Origin of the sequence: Marivita sp., assembly GCF_022763305.1 — a bacterium.
Classification (GTDB): Bacteria; Pseudomonadota; Alphaproteobacteria; order Rhodobacterales; family Rhodobacteraceae; genus Marivita.
The window spans coordinates 72777-91585 of sequence record NZ_JALEGT010000019.1 but is presented as its reverse complement, the minus strand read 5'-3'; the positions used below and the strand labels follow the sequence as shown (position 1 = coordinate 91585).

Genomic DNA, 18809 nt, shown 5'->3' with positions numbered 1-18809 from the left:
GGCCATGGTCAGGTGGGCATGGGGAAAAGAAACACACCCTCTTTTCCCCATGGTCCCCGTCAGTAGTCCCGTTCGAAAAAGATCCCGAGCGACGAGTTCCCGGTATTGTCGACGCTGCCTCGCGCGGTGATGTCTGACGTGACATCCAGGTTGAGGTTGATCTCGGCCCGACCCCCGCTTTCGACAACCACGTCGGAATAGATATTGTCCGAGATGTATTTGCCTGCCCGCACTGCGGTGCCGCCTTCCTCGGTCTGGCTCACGTCCAGATCATCCAGCCCGAAACTGTCGCGCAGCCGTGACAACAGCCCGACACCGCCGCGCCCCGCCAGCGTTGCCACCGCGTTGGCCAGTTCGAGCGCCTGCAGCGCCGACAGATTCGACAGGTTGCGCCCGAACAGCAGTTGGGCCAGAACTTCGTCTTCCGGCAATTCCGGGCTCGACGAGAACGAGATATCGGGGGACGAGGCCGGTCCGTCGAGGATCACCCGTACAGTGATCCCGTTGGCATCGGTCTCTGCAACGAAACGCAGCACCGGGTTGAAACTGCCGCTCAGCTGAATCCGTCCCTCGTCCAGCGTAAAGCGCTGGTTCAGGATATCGAGCCGCCCGCGCACCAACTCGAACCCGCCTTGCGGGATGATGTCCGAGGTCGGCCCGGTGAGCCGCAATTCACCTGCCAGTTCCGCGTCAAGCCCGCGCCCGCGCACGAACACCTGCCCGGGCGCCCGCAGCACGATGTCCAGACGCGTGCTCGACGGTCCTCGCGACTCCTGCACGGTACTTTCTGCAGTGCGCGAAATCCCGGCCCGGTCCAGCGTCCGAATCACCGGGCGCGTCGCGCCCAAATGGTCGATGGGAGGAATATCACCCAATGCCGACACACCGGTCGAGGGCACCTGGATCTCGGTCTCGTTCAGCCGGAGATCTCCGCTGACGAGGAGGTTCCGACCGATGGGTCCACTCAGCGACACCGCACCGCTGACGCTCGTGTCATACAAATCGGGGTCGCGGATTCCGAACCGGTCCAGCGTTGCCGTGATCGCGGCATCCAGCGTCGTCAGACCCAGCCGCCCGGCCACATTGACCGATCCACCATGATTCCCCCGGGCATCCAGCCCGATCTGCGCCGCGCCATTGGAGAGTTGGATCTGCCCGGTGATGGGGGACAGGATGATGCCCAGTGTCGGCGCGCTGAACTCGGCCCCTTCCGGTGTGATCGTGCCGGAAACGCTTGACAAACCCAAGGGGCCCGCGACGCGCAGGTTCAGCGTTGCCCGCCCGTTCAATCGGCGCGGTGCAATGAAGACATTGGCCAGGCCCAGCGGGGCCGATCCGTTCACCGAAAGATTGGCGGTCCCGCCATTGGCAACGCGTCCATCGACGGCCAGCGTTGTACCGCCGGGACCGTCCAGATCAACATCGACGGCGTAGCCGTCGGACCGCTGTCCCACTGTTCCATCGACCACCAGAGCGCCTTGGAAATCTGGTGCGATCAGTCCGACATTCGCCAGCCGGGCGTCGATCTGCAAATTGCTGAGCGGCCCGTCCACGCGTGCGGTGATCTCGGGATTCTGGACGTTCGCGGACAACCGTCCAAGCGTGCCGCCCTGTCCGGTCGCACCCAGTTCGAACCGCGTTACGCCAGACAGAAGGCGATCCACCGTGGCATTGTTGATGCCCAACCCGGCGCCCTGACCGGTCACGTTCACGTCGAAATCACCGCCGTCCTGATACGTTCCCGTCACGTCGATATCGGCGCGTCCGCGCAGCGGCTGCCCGGCCAATCCAGACAGCGGGGCAAGGCTTTCGGCCAGCAGCGACAGCGCGAATTGCGCGTCCGGCGCGCTAAGCGTCTGCGACACCATCGCAGACCCCGTGACGTCGATCGAGCCGGTGTTCAGCGCAAGGGACTGCACCGTCAGCCGTTCGCCTTCTTGTTGCCAGTCAAACCGGGTCGTCACCGTCGGAGCGGTTCCAATCGCCTGGTCCAGCCGCGCATCGCTGAGACGCAGCGCCGAGGCCTCCGCGCGCAGTTCGCCCCCTGCAGAGACCAGACCGCCAGTCTCGGTCTGCGCAATCGTCCCGTTTCCGGTCAGTGCCAGCGTGCTGGCCGAAATCTGCGGCGACACCATATCGCGCAGCGCCACTTCGGCTTCCCATGTGCCATCTGGTCCACCTGTCGCAGTCACGTCCACCGTTCCGGTCTCAAGCCGCATCCCCCCGCCGAACGGCAACCGCACGGGCTGCGCGTCGTTCGACAGGTCCGCCGTCAGTTCGAGGTTGCGCAAGGTTGTGCCGGTCAGCCGCACGGATCCGTCCAGCACCGCTGCCCCCTCGGCTTCGCCGGGATAGACACGGTCAAGATTGCTCAGGACTCCATCGAACTGCACCGCGGTAGCCCCGCTGGTGATCTTGCCCGTCGCTTCGATGCTGGCAGCAGGGGTCACCACGCGCGCTGACCGGATCGTCGTGCCGGTTTCGTCCCGTCGCACATCCACCCGCGCCGAACCGACACCAGTGAGCAGCCGGTCCGCAATATCCTGCCCGACTGCCAGATCGACTGTCGTGCCATCGACGACCAGATCGATCATGCCGGAAACCGGCGCAACCGTTCCGTCGACCGCAACTTCGACCCGTCCGTCCAGCGCGCGGCCCGCCACGGCGGAAAAGCGCGCTATGTCCTCGGCCACGACCCGCAGGTCGAGCACCAGCGGCATCGCGTCTTCGGCCGTCCAGGTGGCATCGCCACTCAACCCGTAATCCGCTCCATTGGCTTCGAGCCCGGTCACGCGGATCGGTTGTCCGCTCTGGTAATCCACACGCGCGGCGCCTGACAGGTCCGTGCCAACGGCTTCGGCCAACGCCGGATCGGTAAATCCCAGCCTTTCTGCCGCCCAGGTCAGGTCCAGCGCGAACTGGCCATCCTGTTGCGCAAAGCTTTCCTGATCGATCTGCCCGCGTCCGGTCAGCGTCAGGACATCCAGCGTGGCTTCGGGCGTTTCAAAGCCTTCAAGCCGTGCGTCAAAGGTCAGGTCGCCGTCCAGCGCAGCGTCGAACGTCACAGACGCCACCCGCGTGTCGCCGCCGCCAAAGGGCAGGGCGACGGGTCCGCCATCGGTGTTTGCGATCCGCCCCTCTGCATCCAACGCCTCGAGCCAACCGCTTTCGGACACCACGGCGCTTCCGCGCAGGCTCAACGCATCGGCCCGCAGCGTGAATTGCGGCAGCTCGATCCGCCCCGACGCGTCACGCAGCACCTGCGCCTGCAAGCCGATATCGTCACCAAAGAAGGCACGTGTCTCTTCGGTCAGAAGCGGCGTCGGATCCCCGGTGATGTCCACCCGCACGTCAAACGCCCCGGTCTCGGCTGGCGCTGCGATCTCGACCGTTCCGGTGATGCGTGGGGCGCCGTCCGTGGCCAGCGCGATCTCGGCCGTAAAATCATCGACAGGGCTTTCACCCTGCACAGTCAGAGCCACGGAAGGCGTTCCCGGAATACCCAGCAAGGTCGCCGCCAGCCCGCCTGCCGCTTCCTCGGCGTTCAGGTCCACTGCCAGTTGACGGGAGGACGGCTCATAACTTGCCGCGAGCGCGATCTGCGCCTGTTTTCCGTCCGTCCGCTCCAGAGCGAAATCGACATCCGCACCGCCGCCTTCGAGAGCGGCGGATCCGGTGATCCGGAATGTGGCCGCCTCTCCCAGAAGCGGTGCTCCCAGTTCGACCGCGTCTACTGCGATCTGCTCGATCCGGATCGACACCGGCAACTCGGGAATGCTGAACGGTTCGGCTTCGGCGCTCGGCACGTCGGGCCCCGCATCAGGTGCACGCGCCACCACGACGCGCTCTGCAGTGAAGGCGGTGACATCCACCACACCCCGGAACAACGCTGCCCGGTTCCAGTCCAAAACCACATTCTCGGCCCGGAACCATTCGCCCTGACCGTCAGATATCGCGATCAACTCCACTGTCGCTTCGCTCGACAAGGCACCGGCAAAGCCACGAATGCGCACGTCGCGCCCTGCGCCTGACAAGGAATCCTGCAGGAGGCCCGCCAGATAGCCGGGGTCGTCGTCGCCATCCTGCGCGAAGCCGGCCATCGGCACCCACAGCAGGACCAGAAGTGTCGCTAGAAATCGCATGTCAGAATGCCTGGCCTATCCCGATGTAAAGCTCGTAATCCTGCCCGGCACCGTCACCGGTCACGGGCGTTGCGATATCCACCCGGATCGGTCCGATCCCGGTATTGTAGCGCAGCCCGACGCCCGCCCCCGCATGCCAGTCGCTGTCACCGGCAAAGCCGCTGTCTTCGGTGATCATCCCCGCATCGTAAAAACCGACGATACCGATATTCTCGCTCACGCGGGCACGCAGTTCGGCGGAAATGGCCGCGAAACTCTGCCCGCCGGTGAACTCGTCATTGGGCAGTGTCACACCGAGCGACTGGTAGGGCACACCGCGCACCGTCCCGCCGCCACCCGAATAAAACAGGTAGTCCGGCACCGTGTCCTCAAGGCTTGGCCCCCAGACCGTGCCGATCTGGGCCCGGCCCGCCAGCACGAACCGATCCTCGGCACCAAGCCCCAGATAGGCCCGCGCATCCGATGTCAGACGCAGCCCGCTTTCCGTGTCATCGAGACCCAGGAACGGCGTGCCTGTTGCAGACAGGTAGAACCCGCTGGTCGGGTTGAGAGACGTATCGCGGGTGTCATAGGTCGCCCCCAGCGTCGCGGTCAGAAGCTGGAACTCCCGCTCGCCGAACGCATCTTCGGTGTCGATATAGCGATACCCAAGCCCGAATGTCCCGCTCAGCTGGTCGGAAAACCGATGCGAGAGCCCCGCGGAAACGCTTGCCTGATTGCTCATGAATCCTGGCTCGTTGAGCTGTTCGATCTCGGCCGTCAGGTAGAACTCGGTATCCGGCGTGAACGTCGCAGGCCGCCCATAGGTCAGGGCCAGACGGTAATCCATTTCTTCGGTATCGGTGCCGATCCCGGACACCTCTCCTTCGACCCGCAGCCGTTCTGCCCCTTGAAACAGGTTGCGATGCAGCCAGAACGCGCTGAGCTTGCCGCCCTCCTGCGTCGATACTTCGGCGCCAAAGCCGAACCGGCGCGGTTTCTGCTCCGCCACCTGCAGGTTGAGGTCAAGCGTGCCATCCGCATTGGGCGACTCCGCCTCGGACACAGCAACAGAACTGAACACCCCTGTCTGGCGCAACCGCCGTTCGGCCTCTGCGATTTCGCGTGGATCAAACACTGTGCCCTGCGGCAGGCCCGCGATCTCGCGAATCCGCGTCCGTCGCACGCGGTCGTTGCCGGTCACGATGACCTCGCCGAACCGCAATCGCGGGCCCGGCGCCATCCGAAGCCGCACGTCCAGCTCTCGGTTGGGGTGATCGGCGACAATCTGCTGATCAGCCAATCGCGCCTTGGCATGGCCGACATTTCGCCAGCCCGTGACGCCGGCGCTTACCGTATCGCGAATGACGGATGTCGCGGCACGTTCGCCCACCTGAAACCCCGGCGGCACCTCGGTTCCCTCCGCCAGCGGCGCGATCTCGGCCCGGCCGAACCGGAATCTCGGGCCGGGTTCCACGTCGATGACGATCTGGGTGATCGACGCCGGGGCCTCGAACGCCGAAATGCCCGACGCCTCGCGTCCGTCGATGCGGATCGACACCACCGGCGAGAACCGCCCACCGCCATAGAGTGCCGCGACGATCCGCCCGTAATCGGCCTGTGCTGCCGCGATGAGCGCTTGCGGCGTCGCATCTTCGGCATCCACGAGTGCGTAAAGCGCCATCGCATCTTTGAGCTCGCTGCGCAGCTCATCGCTGCCGCCCGGCACGTTCAGATCAAGGTCCTGTGCCACGGCGAATGTCGGGGCAGCCGCCAATGCCGCGCACAATATCCTGCGTGTCAGACGGTTCATGTGCCCCAAACCTCGTTTTTTCGGATATCTCAGCTTAACAGCGCAACGACTCGTCGTGCAAACGGGTTCCGCGCGAACTTGGTCACATTTCGCGCAAGTCCCCCGACCGAAATCAAAAAGCACGCATGGCGTGGGGTCGCCATGCGTGCCAGGTGCGGGAACCAAGGACCAAAGTCCCCGCTGGTCCGGCGCGATTCAGTAGCGCGCCAGTGTGTATCCGCGATGCCGCAGGCACGGCAGCGCATAGGCGCGTGCCGCGCCGCGTCGGGTTTCGACAGTCATGTGGCAGGCTTTGGGAAGGGATTTCGTGTGGATGTTATTGCGTTCGAGGCAGCGACCCATCACGACTTTCCCGACACGCCCACCCTCGATATGGCGCACACAGGCCGCGGGCAGCACGGCTCCACTTCGGTGCTTTCCGTCGCGTGGCACGAGTCTCGGGAACGGCTTGTCATTGCCAGGACCGTATGGCTTCGAAACATGCGGGCGATAGTCGGGAGTATTGTGCCGGATCACTTCGGTCGACGTGTCCCGGCGGTCGTCGTCCCGGGAATTCTGGATCGCCTTGCCAATGATGAAGATGGTTGCCGCTCCGGCCAGCAGCCGGGCGATATCTTCTTCCGAGGCGGCGCGCGCCGGGACGGCGGAAACGGCGGCGATCGTGGTGGACACGGCTAGAACGGCTGCGATGAATTTGCGTGACATGGTCAGGTTCCTTTCCGAACGGGTTGGGCCAGCGATGGCTGTGACGGGCCGGGGATGTGGCCCCGTGCCGATGTCATGCATCTCGGACCGACCGCTCGGGTCAGGCAATATCGCCCTCCGGCTATCCGATAACGGGCGCTCCGTTATTGAATTTCCCAAGGCTTGGCCGCAGGGTGACGCCATGAAACACGCGCTCTCCCTTGCCTGTCTCGCCATGCTCTTCTGGCCCGCCGCCGCCCAGGCTGCGTGTTATGCCGATTACAAGGCGAAACAGGATGCCCCCCTCCGGCTGCACTATGGTGTGGCCGAGATTTCCGAACCCTGCACGCCCGCCTCTGCCGAGGCGCAGTTGCAGACCCGTCTTGCACAGGCGGGCTGGACGCTGCTCAATGTGGTGTCGGTCTTCGATGACTCAGGGTTAGCCGAAAGGAAAGAGAGTGCCGGACCAAATTACCTCCGTTACTGACGCGCGCCGCTCCGGCACCCGTCTGGTGGCTTTCGGCATAAGCGGCATTCTTGCGCTTCTGGTGCTGGCGGGGGTGTTTCTTGTCCTGACCTTGCCGGATGCCAATGCCTTCAACATGCGGGTGGAACAGATCTTCATCGAGAATGACGACCTCACGTCCCAGGCCGAAGTCAAGCTTCTGGAAATCCTGGCCCAGTCCGGCACCGCCTTTTCCGACACGCTGGCCGGGTATCGCACTACGATCTTTGTGCTTCTCGTCTTTGCCACGGCAATGCTGATTGCGGCCCTGGTGTTTTTGGTGATGCTTGTGACGATGAACCGGCGGATGGCGCAGATCGAACGGTCGGGGATTCAGGTCAATTCCCTGATTGTCAGTCGGGAAGAGAACACCGTTTATCTCAACACGATGGGCTTTAAGCTCACCGATGCGATGATCGAGACCATCTCAATTCTCGCCGAAGCGCGGCTGGACGACGAACTGCTCTCGGGTGCGCAGATCGAGGCAATCATTTCGGGCCGGTCCGAGGCCGATTGCGACGAGGCAGCTGGCGCCACCCGCATCAAACGCCTGCGCGACGGTCTGGGCAACCAGCTTGTCAGCGAATTGCTGATCAAGAACATTGCCCGGCGGGGATACATGCTTGCCATCGACAAGGACGTGATCGAAGTCGTCTGACAGAACCCCCGGTGACTTTGCCCGCATCCTTTTCCCACTGGGTCCTCTCGGAGAGAACAAAAGACGGTTGCGAGAGTATCAATCGTAGGGTTCCCGGATTTGTCGCGGCGCATTGACCGGAGGCACATGTGTCTCCACGATCTCAGGTGGATACAGCCCGTCGGTCAATGGCACGGCGGACGGATGGACCTGCGGAACGGAAATGAGCGTCGTCGTCAGCTTGTATATACAAGCCTGCTGGCGATTTCCGTGTGCAGATGGGCGCTTGCGCCGACGATCCCGGCGGTCTGCGGCACAGCATTGTTGAACCGCAACGCGTCACCGTGCCGGTCCGTCACCTTTGCCCCGGCTTCGGACAGGATCAGCGCTCCGGCCGCGATGTCCCACTCCCAGCTTGGCCGGAACGTCAACATCGCATCATAGCGCCCTTGTGCCACCAGACACAGGCGGTACGCGAGCGAGGGCCTGTGCGATCTGGTAAAGCCGGGGACGGCATCGCGCCAATGGGCTGGGTCCATGTTCGGCTTGGTGGCCAGAACGCGAGCAGCGTGAATATCACTGATATCGGAAACACTTAGCTGATCTCCATTACAGAACGCGCCCTGCGTCCTGTCAGCGGAGTACAGCAAATCCATTTCCGGGAGGTAAACAACGCCATGGGTCACGACGCCTTCTTTGACCACTGCAAGCGAATGCGCCCATGTGCTTTCGCCATTGACGAAGCTGCGCGTCCCGTCGATCGGATCGACAATGAATACCCGCTCGCGGTCCAGCCGATCCGGCGTGTCGCGTGACTCTTCGCTTAACCAGCCATACGCAGGCCGGGCTGCTGTCAAAGCCTCCCGCAGGGCGAGGTCTACGGCGAGATCGGCCTGCGTCACCGGACCTGCATCATCCGGCTTATGCTCGACGTCCAAGCCCTTGGCCTTGTGGTAAAGGGCGATCTCACCTGCCTGGCGTGCGGCGTCGATCAGAAGGTCGAGGTCACTCTCCGGCAAGCGTCAGACCTTCCACCAGCAAGGACGGAACGACCCGGCTCAACCAAGGGCGCGCATCATTGGCGGGTGTGATTTTCTTGAGCATTTCGATGAGATTGCCGGCAATCGTCACGCCGCTGACCGGATAGGCGACTTCGCCGTTCTCGACCCAGAAACCGGCAGCGCCGCGGGAATAGTCGCCGGTGTTCGGGTTGATGGTCGAGCCGATCATCGACGTCACGACAAGCCCCGTTCCCATCTCTGCGATCAACCCGGCCCGGTCCTTGTCTCCTTGAGTCACGGACACATTCGACACGCTCGGCGACGAGCCGCCGGTGGTGCCGCGTGCGGCGTTGGCGGTGGAGTCCAGCCCCAGCTTACGAGCCGACGCCAGATCGAGCGTCCAACCCGTCAGCACGCCGTTCTCAACGATCTTGCGTTTCTGCGTGGCAAGTCCTTCGGCGTCGAAAGGACGAGAGCCTCCGACCCGAACGCGATGCGGATCCTCGATCAGGTCAAGCCCTTGGGGCAGAACCTCTTTACCGAGAAGATCGAGCGCCCAGGACGACCGGCGTGCAATCGCGGCACCATTGATCGCGGAAAGCAGATGTCCGATCAGCGAAGAGGAGATCCGCTCGTCGAACAGCACCGGATAGGCCCCGGTCTTAGGTTTGCGTGGGTTCATCCGTTCGAGCGTGCAGTCTGCCGCCGTCCGGCCAATCTCGGTCGGAGACCTCAGATCGCTCTGGAAAATGCGCTGGTCGCCATCGTAGTCGCGTTCCATGCCCGTGCCGGTCCCGGCGATGGCCACGCAGGAGGTAGAGCGCGATGTCCGTTGGTAGCCGCCGGAAAAGCCATTGCTGGCAGCAAGAAAGACCTCTTGCGACCCGTAACCGGCGGACGACGCCGACACCTGTGTAATACCGTCGACCGCAAGCGCTGCCGTTTCGGCATCGCGAGCGTCCTGTTCCAGCGCGGCGGGCGAGGGTTCCGGCGCGGGGTCGAAAAGTTCCAGCCAATCAGAGCTGCGGTTCACTGCCAATTGTCCAGAATCCGCCAGACCGACATAGGGATCTTCGGGCGCTTCGCGGGCCATGGCCACGGCGCGCTCGGCCATGATAGCGAGGCTGTCTGCCCGAACATCGGAAGACGACACATTGGCCACCCGCTGTCCGACAAAGACACGCAGACCGATATCCGTGGATTCCGACCGCTCCGCCTGTTCCAGAACCCCGTTCCGCACGTCGATGGATATGGAGTTGCCCCGCACGGCCAGCACATCGGCCGCATCGGCCCCCGCCGCCTTTGCGCGCTCCAGCAGGCTGTGCGTCAGGTCTTCAAGCGTGTTGGTCATGGGGCCTCCGATGGCGGAACATATGCGGCAGAGAGGTAGAGCGCCGCGCCGACCACCGCAACCCTATGGCGCGATCGGAGCCACGACGCCGACGATCGGCCCCAACCAACGTCCGAAATCCGACCGGTTCAGCTGTGGCGCGTGCAGTCGCGATACGCTGCCATCAAGGAAAAGCGCCTGCGGCAGACCGAGGTCGTCGCGAAAGATGCGGCCGAATTCATGGAAAGTCACGGCTTGATCGGAAATGACAAAAACCACGCGCGTGCCGTCTGCCGACGTGCCGACGCCGTTGCGGACATAGCGCGAGTCGCTGTCTTCGAGGAACCGGGGATGCAGTTCGCCGTCGATCACAAGCATGGGACCGGATTGCGTCGCGTAACGGCAATCGGGCCGTGCGGCATCATACCTGAGCGTTTCGATGACATCCGCGCGGTCGGACTGGATGCAGAAGATACCGTTGGGCAAGAGCCCGAAATTACCCGGTCCCGCGTTGGGGATCACACGCATGATTTCCCTGCCGTCCTCGACATAATGTCCAACAGGCGCCCGGTCGGCGTGGTACATGCCAGCGTTCATGCCGAAAACCAGAGTCTTTCCATCTGCGGCAAGCGTGGCGTCGATGGTCGAGAATTGCCCATACCGTTCGCCAGACGGCGCGTCGAGGAACAGCCGCAGATCATCGGCGCGCGGATCCACTTCGCATGCGGTATAGGCAAGCCCGTCAAAGCGGCGTTCCGAACAGGTCACGTCGGCCTGTACGCCCAGACCCGACATCAACAGCAGGGCCAGAGCGCCAAGGACGCTTTCAGCTTTCGATGTCACGGCGCACGGTGTCCTGTTCGAACATGCGGCGGGTGTCGTCCATGCGGTCGAACGTATCGTCCAGCTTGAACCGCAGCTCGGGCGCGAATTTCAGCGTGAGGTTCTTTGCCACCATGCGACGCAGCTCGCTGCGATTGCGGTGCAACAGCTCGAGCACGTCCTCCTGCCCCTTGCCCCCCAGAGGCACGACATAGGCTGTCGCGACCCGCAGATCGGGCGAGGTGCGCACTTCGCCCACGGTGATGGAGTAGCGGTTCAGGTCGGGATCATGGATGTCGCCACGCGCCAGCACATCGGCCAGCGTGCGGCGGATCAATTCCCCCACGCGCAGCTGTCGCTGGCTGGGTCCCTCAGAGCTGTGAGATCGGTTTTTTGCCATATCCGGCACATAAGCCGTCCTGCAGGCTTTGCCAAGCAGGGGGTCTCCGGCTATGGAGGCGAAAATCTACCTATGGAGTTTGGCCATGAGCGCAGAAATCGGGGTTGTCGTCACCGGAGTATCCGGACGCATGGGGCAGATGCTGGTGGCTGAAATCGCGAAACACCCGAGAATGCATCTCGCCGGCGCGGTCGAGCGCGAAGGCCATCCCTGGGTTGGGCAGGATGTGGGAACAGCCATGGGCGGTGCCGCGATTGGAGTGATCGTCGCAGACGACCCGCTGGATTGCTTTGCCCGCGCGCAGGCGGTGATCGACTTCACCGCACCTGCGGCGACTGTGGCCTTTGCCGAACTTGCAGCGCAGGCGCGCGCGGTGCACGTGATCGGAACCACCGGATTGTCGGAAGACGACCTGGCCAAGATCAAGGCGGCCGCGCGCCATGCGGTCGTTGTCCGCGCAGGCAACATGAGCCTTGGGGTGAATCTGCTCACGGTGCTGACGCGCAAAGTGGCAGCGGCGCTGGATGCGGATTACGACATCGAGGTGATCGAGTATCACCACAACCAAAAGGTCGATGCCCCGTCCGGAACCGCCCTGATGCTTGGCGAAGCCGCCGCAGAGGGGCGTGGCGTCGACCTGCGCGAGGTGTCGGACCGGGGGCGCGATGGCATCACCGGGGCACGCAAGCGCGGTGATATCGGCTTCAGCGCCGTTCGTGGTGGGGACATCGTGGGCGAACATGACGTACTGTTCGCGGCGGCAGGCGAGCGGATCATCCTGCGCCACGTGGCTAGCGACCGAGCGCTCTTTGCGCGGGGGGCTTTGAAAGCGGCCCTATGGGGGCAGGACAAGGCGCCGGGCGAGTATGACATGCTGGATGTTCTGGGATTGTCAGAGGCGTAATCACGCCGGTGTGACGGGAACCTCTTGATCCATTCCTGCATTTCTTGCGTATCTTTTTGCAAGTTGCTGTTTGGAGGTTTCCATGACGACCCGTATCGCTGCCGCCCTTGCCACCGTCGCTTCCATGGCCATCCCGCAAGCTGCTGCCGCCGAGCTGAAACGCATCGAAGACAAGTCGGAGTTCATTCGCCTGGTGCAGGGCAAGACCCTGTCCCGCCCGCTCGTGCGGTTGACGGTGACGCCGGATGGCAAGATCGCGGGACGGGGTGCCACGTGGGATGTCACGGGGTCGTGGGATTGGAAGAACGGGTTCTTCTGTCGTGACCTGAACTGGGGTGGCGACGATCTTGGCTACAATTGCCAGGCGGTTCTTGCCAATGGGTCCGAGATGCGGTTCATCGCCGATCAGGGAGCCGGTCAGTCTGCGGATTTCCGGCTGCGCTGAACTTCAGAAGTCGATCGCCAGACCACCCTTTTCCCAATCGCCGTAGCGGACGGGTTCAGGCCCGTCGCGGCCGCCCAGCTCTTTCGGCAATGGCTTTTCGGCAGCCGCCTTGCGTCGACGTTCTTCGGCCTCGGCCAAGGCGCGCTGGGCAGCAGGGGGCAGGTCTTTGGGTGTGTCAGAACTCATCGCGGTCTTCCATAACGTCTGTCTTTGATATACGCGCGGTCCGATCCGGGACAACCCCGGCCGTCTTGCAGGAGTGGTCTTTGCCCTCACCCACATCGCCCCGCCTTGCCGCCCTTGACGGGTTGAGCCAGATCATCGGTGAAGGCCGCATGCTGTCGGATGTCACCGGCGATGCGGCCTGGCAGGAACTCTCTCCGCCCGAACGCGCCACGGCACAGCGGCTCATCACGGACACGCTGCGGTTTCTTGGTCGGGCGGACCATCTGCTCACGCCGCATCTCAACCGCCATCCACCTTTGCGGGTGATGAACCTTCTGCGCATGGCGACGGTCGAACTGATGACGGGCGGCGCCGCGCATGGTGTTGTGAACGAGGCGGTCAAACTCGCCGGACGCAACCGCAAGACCGCGCCGATGAAGGGGTTGGTGAACGCGGTCTTGCGCAAGATCACGGCGATTGATGCATCGGCATGGGATACCGCACCCGACACGATGCTGCCGAAATGGCTGCGTCCCAAACTCGCCAAGGCCTGGAGCAAGGCCACTGTGGCACAGATCGAGCGGGCCCATGCGGTGCCGCCGCCGGTGGATCTGTCGGTGAAATCCGATCCCGCGGGCTGGGCGGACAAGCTGGGTGGAACACTCCTGCCGACAGGGTCGGTGCGTCTGACGGCGCGCGGCCAGATTTCTGCGTTGCCGGGTTTTGAAAGCGGTGACTGGTGGGTGCAGGACGCGGCGGCTGCGGTCCCGGTTCAGCTTTTGGGCGACGTCTCTGGCAAGCGCGTGCTCGACGTCTGCGCGGCCCCAGGTGGCAAGACCATGCAGCTCGCCGCGAAAGGTGCGGATGTCACCGCGCTCGATATTTCAGAGGCGCGGATGACGCGGCTTGCCGAAAACCTTGCCCGGACCAAGCTGCCTGCCAGGACGGTGGTTGCGGATGCGCTGACCTATGACGATGGGTGTTTCGATGCGATCCTGCTCGACGCGCCGTGCTCGGCCACGGGAACCATCCGGCGGCATCCCGATCTGCCCTATGTCAAATCCCACACAGGCATCGACGACTTGGTCAGGCTGCAACGGGATTTGCTGAACCGGACACTTGGTTTTCTGCAACCGCACGGAATGCTCGTCTATTGCACCTGCAGTCTCCTGCGCGAGGAAGGGGAGGACCAGATCAAATTGCTTCTGTCCCAATCCGACGCGCTCGAGGTTGTCCGGCCGAATGCGCCGGGTCTCGACCCTGCCTGGATCGGGCCGGAAGGCGGCGTGCGCCTGCGCCCGGATTACTGGCCCGAGTCGGGCGGTATGGACGGGTTCTATATGGCCGTCTTGCAGCACAAATCGTCCCCGTCGCGTGCCTGACATTTGCACCGTGACTCGATTCACGCACGCGGCTATGGTGTCTGCATAAGAACGCTTGCGCAAACGCAAGACAGAGGCAGAGCTGATGTTCCGACTGGACGCCGCAAAACGGGCGCAGGCCCGGATGTTGAACCGTGTTCATGCACGGTTGTCCACGCGCGCCAAGCCGGCAACCGCTTTCGTGGCACAGCCTGAACCCCGAACCGTCGGGTCCTATGCTCGGGGTCGGCAACTGACCGCGGGCAATCTTCTGTTTGCCGGACATCTTGTCGAGGCACCGGGGGCGATCCTTTGGGACATCGCGCCGCCCGATGATGTGTTTCTTGAGGAAATCCACGGATTTGTCTGGCTGGACGACATGGCCAGCGTCGGAGATGCGGCGGCGCGCAGAACGGCGCAAAGCTGGCTTTTTGATTGGATCGCCCGCTATGGCAATGGGTCGGGCCCCGACTGGACGCCGGAACTGGCCGGTCGGCGTGTCATGCGCTGGCTGCATCATGCAATCTTCGTATTGGGAGGGTGTACGCCGGAACAATCGCGCGCCTTTTTCCGGTCGATTGCGCAGCAGACGATCTTTCTCAATCGCCGGTGGCACAGCTCTGCGCCGGGACTGCCCCGGTTCGAGGCGCTGACCGGGCTTATCAGTGCCGGATTGTCGCTTCAGGGGATGGAGTCGCAGGCCGATCCCGCCATCAAGGCGCTGGGGCAGGAATGCGCGCGGCAGATCAACGAGGCGGGCGGCATCCCGACGCGCAATCCCGAGGAACTGCTTGAGGTCTGCACATTGTTGATCTGGACGCGTGACGTTCTCGAGGACACGGCACGCCAGCCCGAACTGGCACATGTTCAGGCCATCAAGAGGATCGTGCCGACCTTGCGTGCGTTGCGCCATGCCGATGGCAGCCTCGCGCGGTTCCACGGGGGTGGTCGCGGCGCAGAAGGCCGTCTGGACACCGCTTTGGCGGCCGCGGGCACCAAGGCGCAGGTCGCCAAGGGGCTGGCGATGGGGTATGCGCGGCTGTCGGCCGGGCGCACCACCATGGTGATTGACGCAGCGGCCCCGCCCACCGGACAGGCCAGTTTCAACGCGCATGCCTCGACCCTTGCCTTTGAACTGACGTCGGGGCGGCGGCCTCTGATCGTCAATTGCGGATCAGGATCGACTTTCGGTGAAGAGTGGCGCCGCGCCGGACGCGCGACACCGTCGCATTCAACCCTGTGCCTTGATGGATTCTCCAGCTCGCGCCTTGGCAGCACGTCCCGCATGGGTGCGCTGGAGCGGGAGCTGCTGGACGACATTCCAAAAGGTGTTCCCGTGGAAATGTCCCGTGCCACGGATGGGGTTCGGTTCGAAGGCGGGCATGACGGCTATCTCAAGACCCACGGTCTGACCCATGCGCGCATTCTCGAGCTGACCTTCGACGGACGCGGTGTTGTGGGCGAAGACCTGCTGATCGCGCTGGATACGTCGGCCAAGGCACGCTTTGATCAGAAGCTGGAGGACAGCCGACTTGCCGGCATTCCCTTTGACATCCGGTTCCACCTGCACCCCGAAGTCGACACCGCCATCGACCTGAACGGGACGGCGATTTCGATGGCGCTGCGCAGCGGCGAGATCTGGGTTTTTCGCTATGAGGGCCTCTGTGACCTCAAGCTCGAACCCTCGGTTTATCTGGAAAAAGGGCGCCTGCGGCCGCGCGCGACCAAACAGATCGTTTTATCTGCCCGCGCAATGGAGTATGCGACCCGCGTTCGCTGGTCGCTGGCGAAGGCTCAGGAAACCGCAATCGCGGTCCGGGACCTTGTTCAGGACGATGCGACAGAGCTGCTGAACTGAACATCTGGGACCTATCGCTGTCATGACCAATCTCGCCCCCCTTCGCCGTGCGCTTCTGTCCGTTTCGGACAAGACCGGACTTGTCGATCTTGCCAAGGCGCTGGACGCGCGGGGTGTCGAATTGCTGTCCACGGGTGGGTCTGCCAAGACGCTGCGCGACGCAGGTGTGCCGGTCAGGGACGTGGCCGAGGTGACGGGCTTTCCCGAGATGATGGATGGTCGCGTCAAGACGCTGCACCCGATGGTGCATGGCGGGCTGCTGGCACTGCGGGACAATGACGATCACGTCGCGGCAATGTTCCAGCATGACATCAAGGCCATCGACCTGCTGGTCGTGAACCTCTACCCGTTCGAGGAAACCGTCGCCAAAGGTGCCGATTATGACACCTGCATCGAAAACATCGACATCGGCGGCCCCGCGATGATCCGCGCTGCGGCCAAGAACCATGCCTTCGTGACGACGATTGTGGATGTCGAGGATTACGACGCGCTTCTGGCCGAGCTTGATGCCCATGACGGCCAGACCACGCTGGCCTTCCGCCAGCGCCACGCGCAGATCGCCTATGCGCGCACCGGTGCCTATGATGCCGCCGTCAGCACTTGGATGGCGGGTGCCATCGGTGAAGAGACCCCGCGCCGCCGCGTGTTTGCCGGAACGCTGGCGCAGCCGCTCCGCTATGGCGAGAACCCGCATCAGGGCGCGTCCTTCTATCATGACGGCTCCGCCCGTCCGGGGGTTGCCACGGCGACCCAGCTTCAGGGCAAGGAACTGAGCTACAACAACATCAACGACACCGATGCGGCGTTCGAACTGGTGTCGGAATTCCTTCCCAAGGACGGCTTTGCCTGCGCGATCATCAAACACGCCAACCCCTGCGGTGTGGCAACAGGCCGGACGCTGAAAGAAGCGTATCAGAAGGCGTTCGATTGCGACCGCACCTCTGCCTTCGGCGGGATCGTGGCGCTGAACTCCACGCTTGATGGTGAAACCGCCGAGGCGATTGCCGAGATCTTCACCGAGGTCGTCATCGCCCCCGGTGCGCATCAGGACGCCAAGGATGTGTTCGCTGCCAAAAAGAACCTGCGTCTGCTGACCACTCCGGGTTTGGCCAACACGGCCGAGCCGGGTACTGCGTGGAAACAGGTGTCGGGCGGTATTCTGGTTCAGAATCGTGACAACGGGCGGATCAGCATGGACGACCTCAAGGTCGTGACCAAGATTGCGCCGACCGACGACCAGATGCGCGACCTGCTCTTTGCCTGGACCGTGGCGAAGCACGTCAAATCCAACGCCATCGTCTACGTCAAGGACGGCGCGACCGTGGGTGTCGGGGCCGGCCAGATGAGCCGTCTGGACAGCGCTTTGATCGCCGCGAAAAAGGCCGAGCGCATGGCTCAGGCGCTGGGCCTGCCGGAACCGCTGACCAAGGGCAGCGCCGTGGCGTCCGACGCGTTCTTCCCGTTTGCCGATGGTCTGCTTGAAGCGGCCGCCGCTGGTGCGTCCTGCGTCATTCAGCCGGGCGGGTCGATGCGGGACGACGAAGTGATCAAGGCGGCAGATGAGGCCGGTCTGGCGATGGTGCTGACGGGGATGCGCCACTTCCGGCACTGAATTTGACCATCCGGTAAAATTCCGGAGCAGGGCAAAGGAGACAACATGCGTCTGGTGGCCATCGTCGCGGCGGCGATCTTTCTTCTGGATCAACTGACCAAATGGCTGGTGGTTCACGTGATGGATCTGGCCCGCGTCGGCGCCATCGACGTGTTGCCGCCCTATCTGAATTTCCGCATGGCGTGGAACACCGGCATCAATTTCGGCTTGCTTTCGGGTCAGGCGGACTGGACGCGCTGGGTGCTGATCTCGGTCGCGCTGGGGATTGTCCTCTTTGTGCTGGTCTGGATGCGCCGCGATCCACCGGGGAAAACCGGCCTTGTCTTTGCCGGGCTGCTGATCGGAGGCGCCTTGGGCAATGTGGTGGACCGGGTTCTCTACGGGGCGGTTGCGGATTTCCTCAACATGTCCTGTTGCGGTTTCACCAATCCTTATGCCTTTAATGTGGCAGACATTTCGGTGTTTATGGGGGCCATCGGGCTCGCGCTGTTCTCGGGCGGGAAAAACGCCTCGTGACGTGTGCGGCTTCATGCGTTAAAGCAGAGTTGAGGCGACTACGGAGGCGGGCAGGACCAATGATGCCGCGCGCATTGATCATACTTTCCCTGGTGGCACTGACCGCCTGTGGATCGCGTCAGGACACGGCCGATCGGGACACCAACCTGCGCCAATTGCGCAATGCCAGCGGCGCGCCCGAGGAATTCTCGATTGTGCCGGCAAAGCCGTTGCAAGCGCCCGAAAGCCTGACCGCGTTGCCCGAACCGACACCCGGCGGCAGCAACCGGACCGACCAGACGCCGCTCAAGGACGCTGTTGCGGCTCTGGGTGGCGCGCCGTCACGGCTTGATGCGCGCGAGGGAATCGGCGCGGGCGATCAGGCGCTTGTGGCCCGTGCCTCGCGCTTCGGTCGCGACCAGAACATCCGGGTCGAGCTGGCAGAGGCCGATCAGGCCTTCCGCGAACGCCGGTCGTTCTTCAACTGGCGGCTGATCCCCGAGGACACCTATAACCGCATCTACCGCAATCAGGCGCTTGACCCGTATGCGACGCTTGACGCGGCGCGGCGGGCCGGTGCCCGAACCCCGTCGGCGCCTCCCGAGGAGTAAGTCGGCGATTTCGGCAGCGAAAGCCGCTCACGAAACTGTTGATCC

Annotated in this window: 17 protein-coding genes; 9 read left to right on the top strand and 8 right to left on the bottom strand. The window is 63.5% G+C overall.

The features are described from left to right. Window positions 1–59 precede the first annotated feature (59 nt). The 3 genes from MRY75_RS03775 to MRY75_RS03765 all read right to left on the bottom strand — a co-directional run bounded on the left by MRY75_RS03775 (window position 60) and on the right by MRY75_RS03765 (window position 6639). Window positions 60–4142 (bottom strand): translocation/assembly module TamB domain-containing protein, encoded by a 4083-nt coding sequence (locus tag MRY75_RS03775; protein WP_292305813.1) that lies wholly within the window; start codon window positions 4140–4142, stop codon window positions 60–62. A gap of 1 nt (window position 4143) precedes the next feature. Then, the gene (locus MRY75_RS03770; RefSeq protein WP_292305812.1) at window positions 4144–5934 is read right to left on the bottom strand and encodes an autotransporter assembly complex family protein; all 1791 of its coding nucleotides are present in this window, start codon (window positions 5932–5934) and stop codon (window positions 4144–4146) included. 195 nt (window positions 5935–6129) lie between these two features. Further along, window positions 6130–6639 (bottom strand): hypothetical protein, encoded by a 510-nt coding sequence (locus MRY75_RS03765; RefSeq protein WP_292305811.1) that lies wholly within the window; start codon window positions 6637–6639, stop codon window positions 6130–6132. 181 nt (window positions 6640–6820) lie between these two features. Here MRY75_RS03765 and MRY75_RS03760 point away from each other — a divergent pair, with 181 nt between their 5' ends. Further along, entirely contained in the window at window positions 6821–7105 is a 285-nt protein-coding gene (locus MRY75_RS03760) for a hypothetical protein (RefSeq protein ID WP_292305810.1), read from the top strand. Continuing rightward, entirely contained in the window at window positions 7077–7781 is a 705-nt protein-coding gene (locus MRY75_RS03755; protein WP_292305809.1) for a hypothetical protein, read from the top strand. Before MRY75_RS03760 ends, MRY75_RS03755 begins: the two co-directional genes overlap by 29 nt. Window positions 7782–7996: 215 nt before the next feature. Here the strand turns inward: MRY75_RS03755 and MRY75_RS03750 are convergent, their stop codons facing one another. The 4 genes from MRY75_RS03750 to rbfA all read right to left on the bottom strand — a co-directional run bounded on the left by MRY75_RS03750 (window position 7997) and on the right by rbfA (window position 11313). Next, window positions 7997–8779 carry a 3'(2'),5'-bisphosphate nucleotidase CysQ gene (locus MRY75_RS03750; protein ID WP_292305808.1) on the bottom strand — a complete coding sequence of 261 codons (783 nt, stop codon included), beginning with the start codon at window positions 8777–8779 and terminating at the stop codon, window positions 7997–7999. Then, window positions 8766–10112: a TldD/PmbA family protein gene (locus tag MRY75_RS03745; RefSeq protein ID WP_292305807.1), complete on the bottom strand. Its 1347-nt coding sequence runs from the start codon at window positions 10110–10112 to the stop codon at window positions 8766–8768. Before MRY75_RS03745 ends, MRY75_RS03750 begins: the two co-directional genes overlap by 14 nt. Window positions 10113–10175: 63 nt before the next feature. Continuing rightward, the gene (locus tag MRY75_RS03740; protein ID WP_292305836.1) at window positions 10176–10886 is read right to left on the bottom strand and encodes a phosphodiester glycosidase family protein; all 711 of its coding nucleotides are present in this window, start codon (window positions 10884–10886) and stop codon (window positions 10176–10178) included. Window positions 10887–10917: 31 nt separating this feature from the next. Beyond that, entirely contained in the window at window positions 10918–11313 is a 396-nt protein-coding gene (rbfA, locus tag MRY75_RS03735; RefSeq protein ID WP_292305806.1) for a 30S ribosome-binding factor RbfA, read from the bottom strand. Window positions 11314–11398: 85 nt separating this feature from the next. On the opposite strand from rbfA, the gene dapB reads away from it, so the two are divergent. After that, entirely contained in the window at window positions 11399–12217 is an 819-nt protein-coding gene (gene dapB, locus MRY75_RS03730; protein ID WP_292305805.1) for a 4-hydroxy-tetrahydrodipicolinate reductase, read from the top strand. 82 nt (window positions 12218–12299) lie between these two features. After that, window positions 12300–12662 (top strand): dihydrodipicolinate reductase, encoded by a 363-nt coding sequence (locus MRY75_RS03725; protein WP_292305804.1) that lies wholly within the window; start codon window positions 12300–12302, stop codon window positions 12660–12662. A 3-nt stretch (window positions 12663–12665) separates the two neighbouring features. Here the strand turns inward: MRY75_RS03725 and MRY75_RS03720 are convergent, their stop codons facing one another. Continuing rightward, on the bottom strand, window positions 12666–12848 hold the full coding sequence (locus MRY75_RS03720; protein ID WP_292305803.1) for a DUF1674 domain-containing protein: 183 nt from the start codon (window positions 12846–12848) through the stop codon (window positions 12666–12668). An 80-nt stretch (window positions 12849–12928) separates the two neighbouring features. On the opposite strand from MRY75_RS03720, the gene MRY75_RS03715 reads away from it, so the two are divergent. From MRY75_RS03715 to MRY75_RS03695, 5 genes are all read left to right on the top strand, one after another. After that, a complete protein-coding gene (locus tag MRY75_RS03715; RefSeq protein WP_292305802.1) occupies window positions 12929–14209 on the top strand; it encodes a transcription antitermination factor NusB in 1281 nt (426 codons plus the stop codon). 85 nt (window positions 14210–14294) lie between these two features. Beyond that, on the top strand, window positions 14295–16046 hold the full coding sequence (locus MRY75_RS03710) for a heparinase II/III family protein (RefSeq protein WP_292305801.1): 1752 nt from the start codon (window positions 14295–14297) through the stop codon (window positions 16044–16046). Between the two features lie 22 nt (window positions 16047–16068). Then, window positions 16069–17658 (top strand): bifunctional phosphoribosylaminoimidazolecarboxamide formyltransferase/IMP cyclohydrolase, encoded by a 1590-nt coding sequence (purH, locus tag MRY75_RS03705; protein ID WP_292305800.1) that lies wholly within the window; start codon window positions 16069–16071, stop codon window positions 17656–17658. A gap of 45 nt (window positions 17659–17703) precedes the next feature. Further along, a complete protein-coding gene (lspA, locus tag MRY75_RS03700; protein WP_292305799.1) occupies window positions 17704–18174 on the top strand; it encodes a signal peptidase II in 471 nt (156 codons plus the stop codon). A 74-nt stretch (window positions 18175–18248) separates the two neighbouring features. Then, on the top strand, window positions 18249–18764 hold the full coding sequence (locus MRY75_RS03695) for a DUF3035 domain-containing protein (RefSeq protein ID WP_292305798.1): 516 nt from the start codon (window positions 18249–18251) through the stop codon (window positions 18762–18764). The last annotated feature ends 45 nt before the right edge of the window (window positions 18765–18809 follow it).

What these genes read in the sequence shown, in the direction of transcription:
- MRY75_RS03765 (WP_292305811.1), bottom strand. Translation starts at nt 6,639, where the DNA reads ATGTCACGCAAATTCATCGCAGCCGTTCTAGCCGTGTCCACCACGATC.
- MRY75_RS03740 (WP_292305836.1), bottom strand. Translation starts at nt 10,886, where the DNA reads ATGTCGGGTCTGGGCGTACAGGCCGACGTGACCTGTTCGGAACGCCGC.
- MRY75_RS03725 (WP_292305804.1), top strand. Translation starts at nt 12,300, where the DNA reads ATGACGACCCGTATCGCTGCCGCCCTTGCCACCGTCGCTTCCATGGCC.
- MRY75_RS03760 (WP_292305810.1), top strand. Translation starts at nt 6,821, where the DNA reads ATGAAACACGCGCTCTCCCTTGCCTGTCTCGCCATGCTCTTCTGGCCC.
- MRY75_RS03745 (WP_292305807.1), bottom strand. Translation starts at nt 10,112, where the DNA reads ATGACCAACACGCTTGAAGACCTGACGCACAGCCTGCTGGAGCGCGCA.
- purH (WP_292305800.1), top strand. Translation starts at nt 16,069, where the DNA reads ATGACCAATCTCGCCCCCCTTCGCCGTGCGCTTCTGTCCGTTTCGGAC.
- MRY75_RS03775 (WP_292305813.1), bottom strand. Translation starts at nt 4,142, where the DNA reads ATGCGATTTCTAGCGACACTTCTGGTCCTGCTGTGGGTGCCGATGGCC.
- MRY75_RS03720 (WP_292305803.1), bottom strand. Translation starts at nt 12,848, where the DNA reads ATGAGTTCTGACACACCCAAAGACCTGCCCCCTGCTGCCCAGCGCGCC.
- rbfA (WP_292305806.1), bottom strand. Translation starts at nt 11,313, where the DNA reads ATGGCAAAAAACCGATCTCACAGCTCTGAGGGACCCAGCCAGCGACAG.
- MRY75_RS03770 (WP_292305812.1), bottom strand. Translation starts at nt 5,934, where the DNA reads ATGAACCGTCTGACACGCAGGATATTGTGCGCGGCATTGGCGGCTGCC.
- dapB (WP_292305805.1), top strand. Translation starts at nt 11,399, where the DNA reads ATGAGCGCAGAAATCGGGGTTGTCGTCACCGGAGTATCCGGACGCATG.
- MRY75_RS03710 (WP_292305801.1), top strand. Translation starts at nt 14,295, where the DNA reads ATGTTCCGACTGGACGCCGCAAAACGGGCGCAGGCCCGGATGTTGAAC.
- lspA (WP_292305799.1), top strand. Translation starts at nt 17,704, where the DNA reads ATGCGTCTGGTGGCCATCGTCGCGGCGGCGATCTTTCTTCTGGATCAA.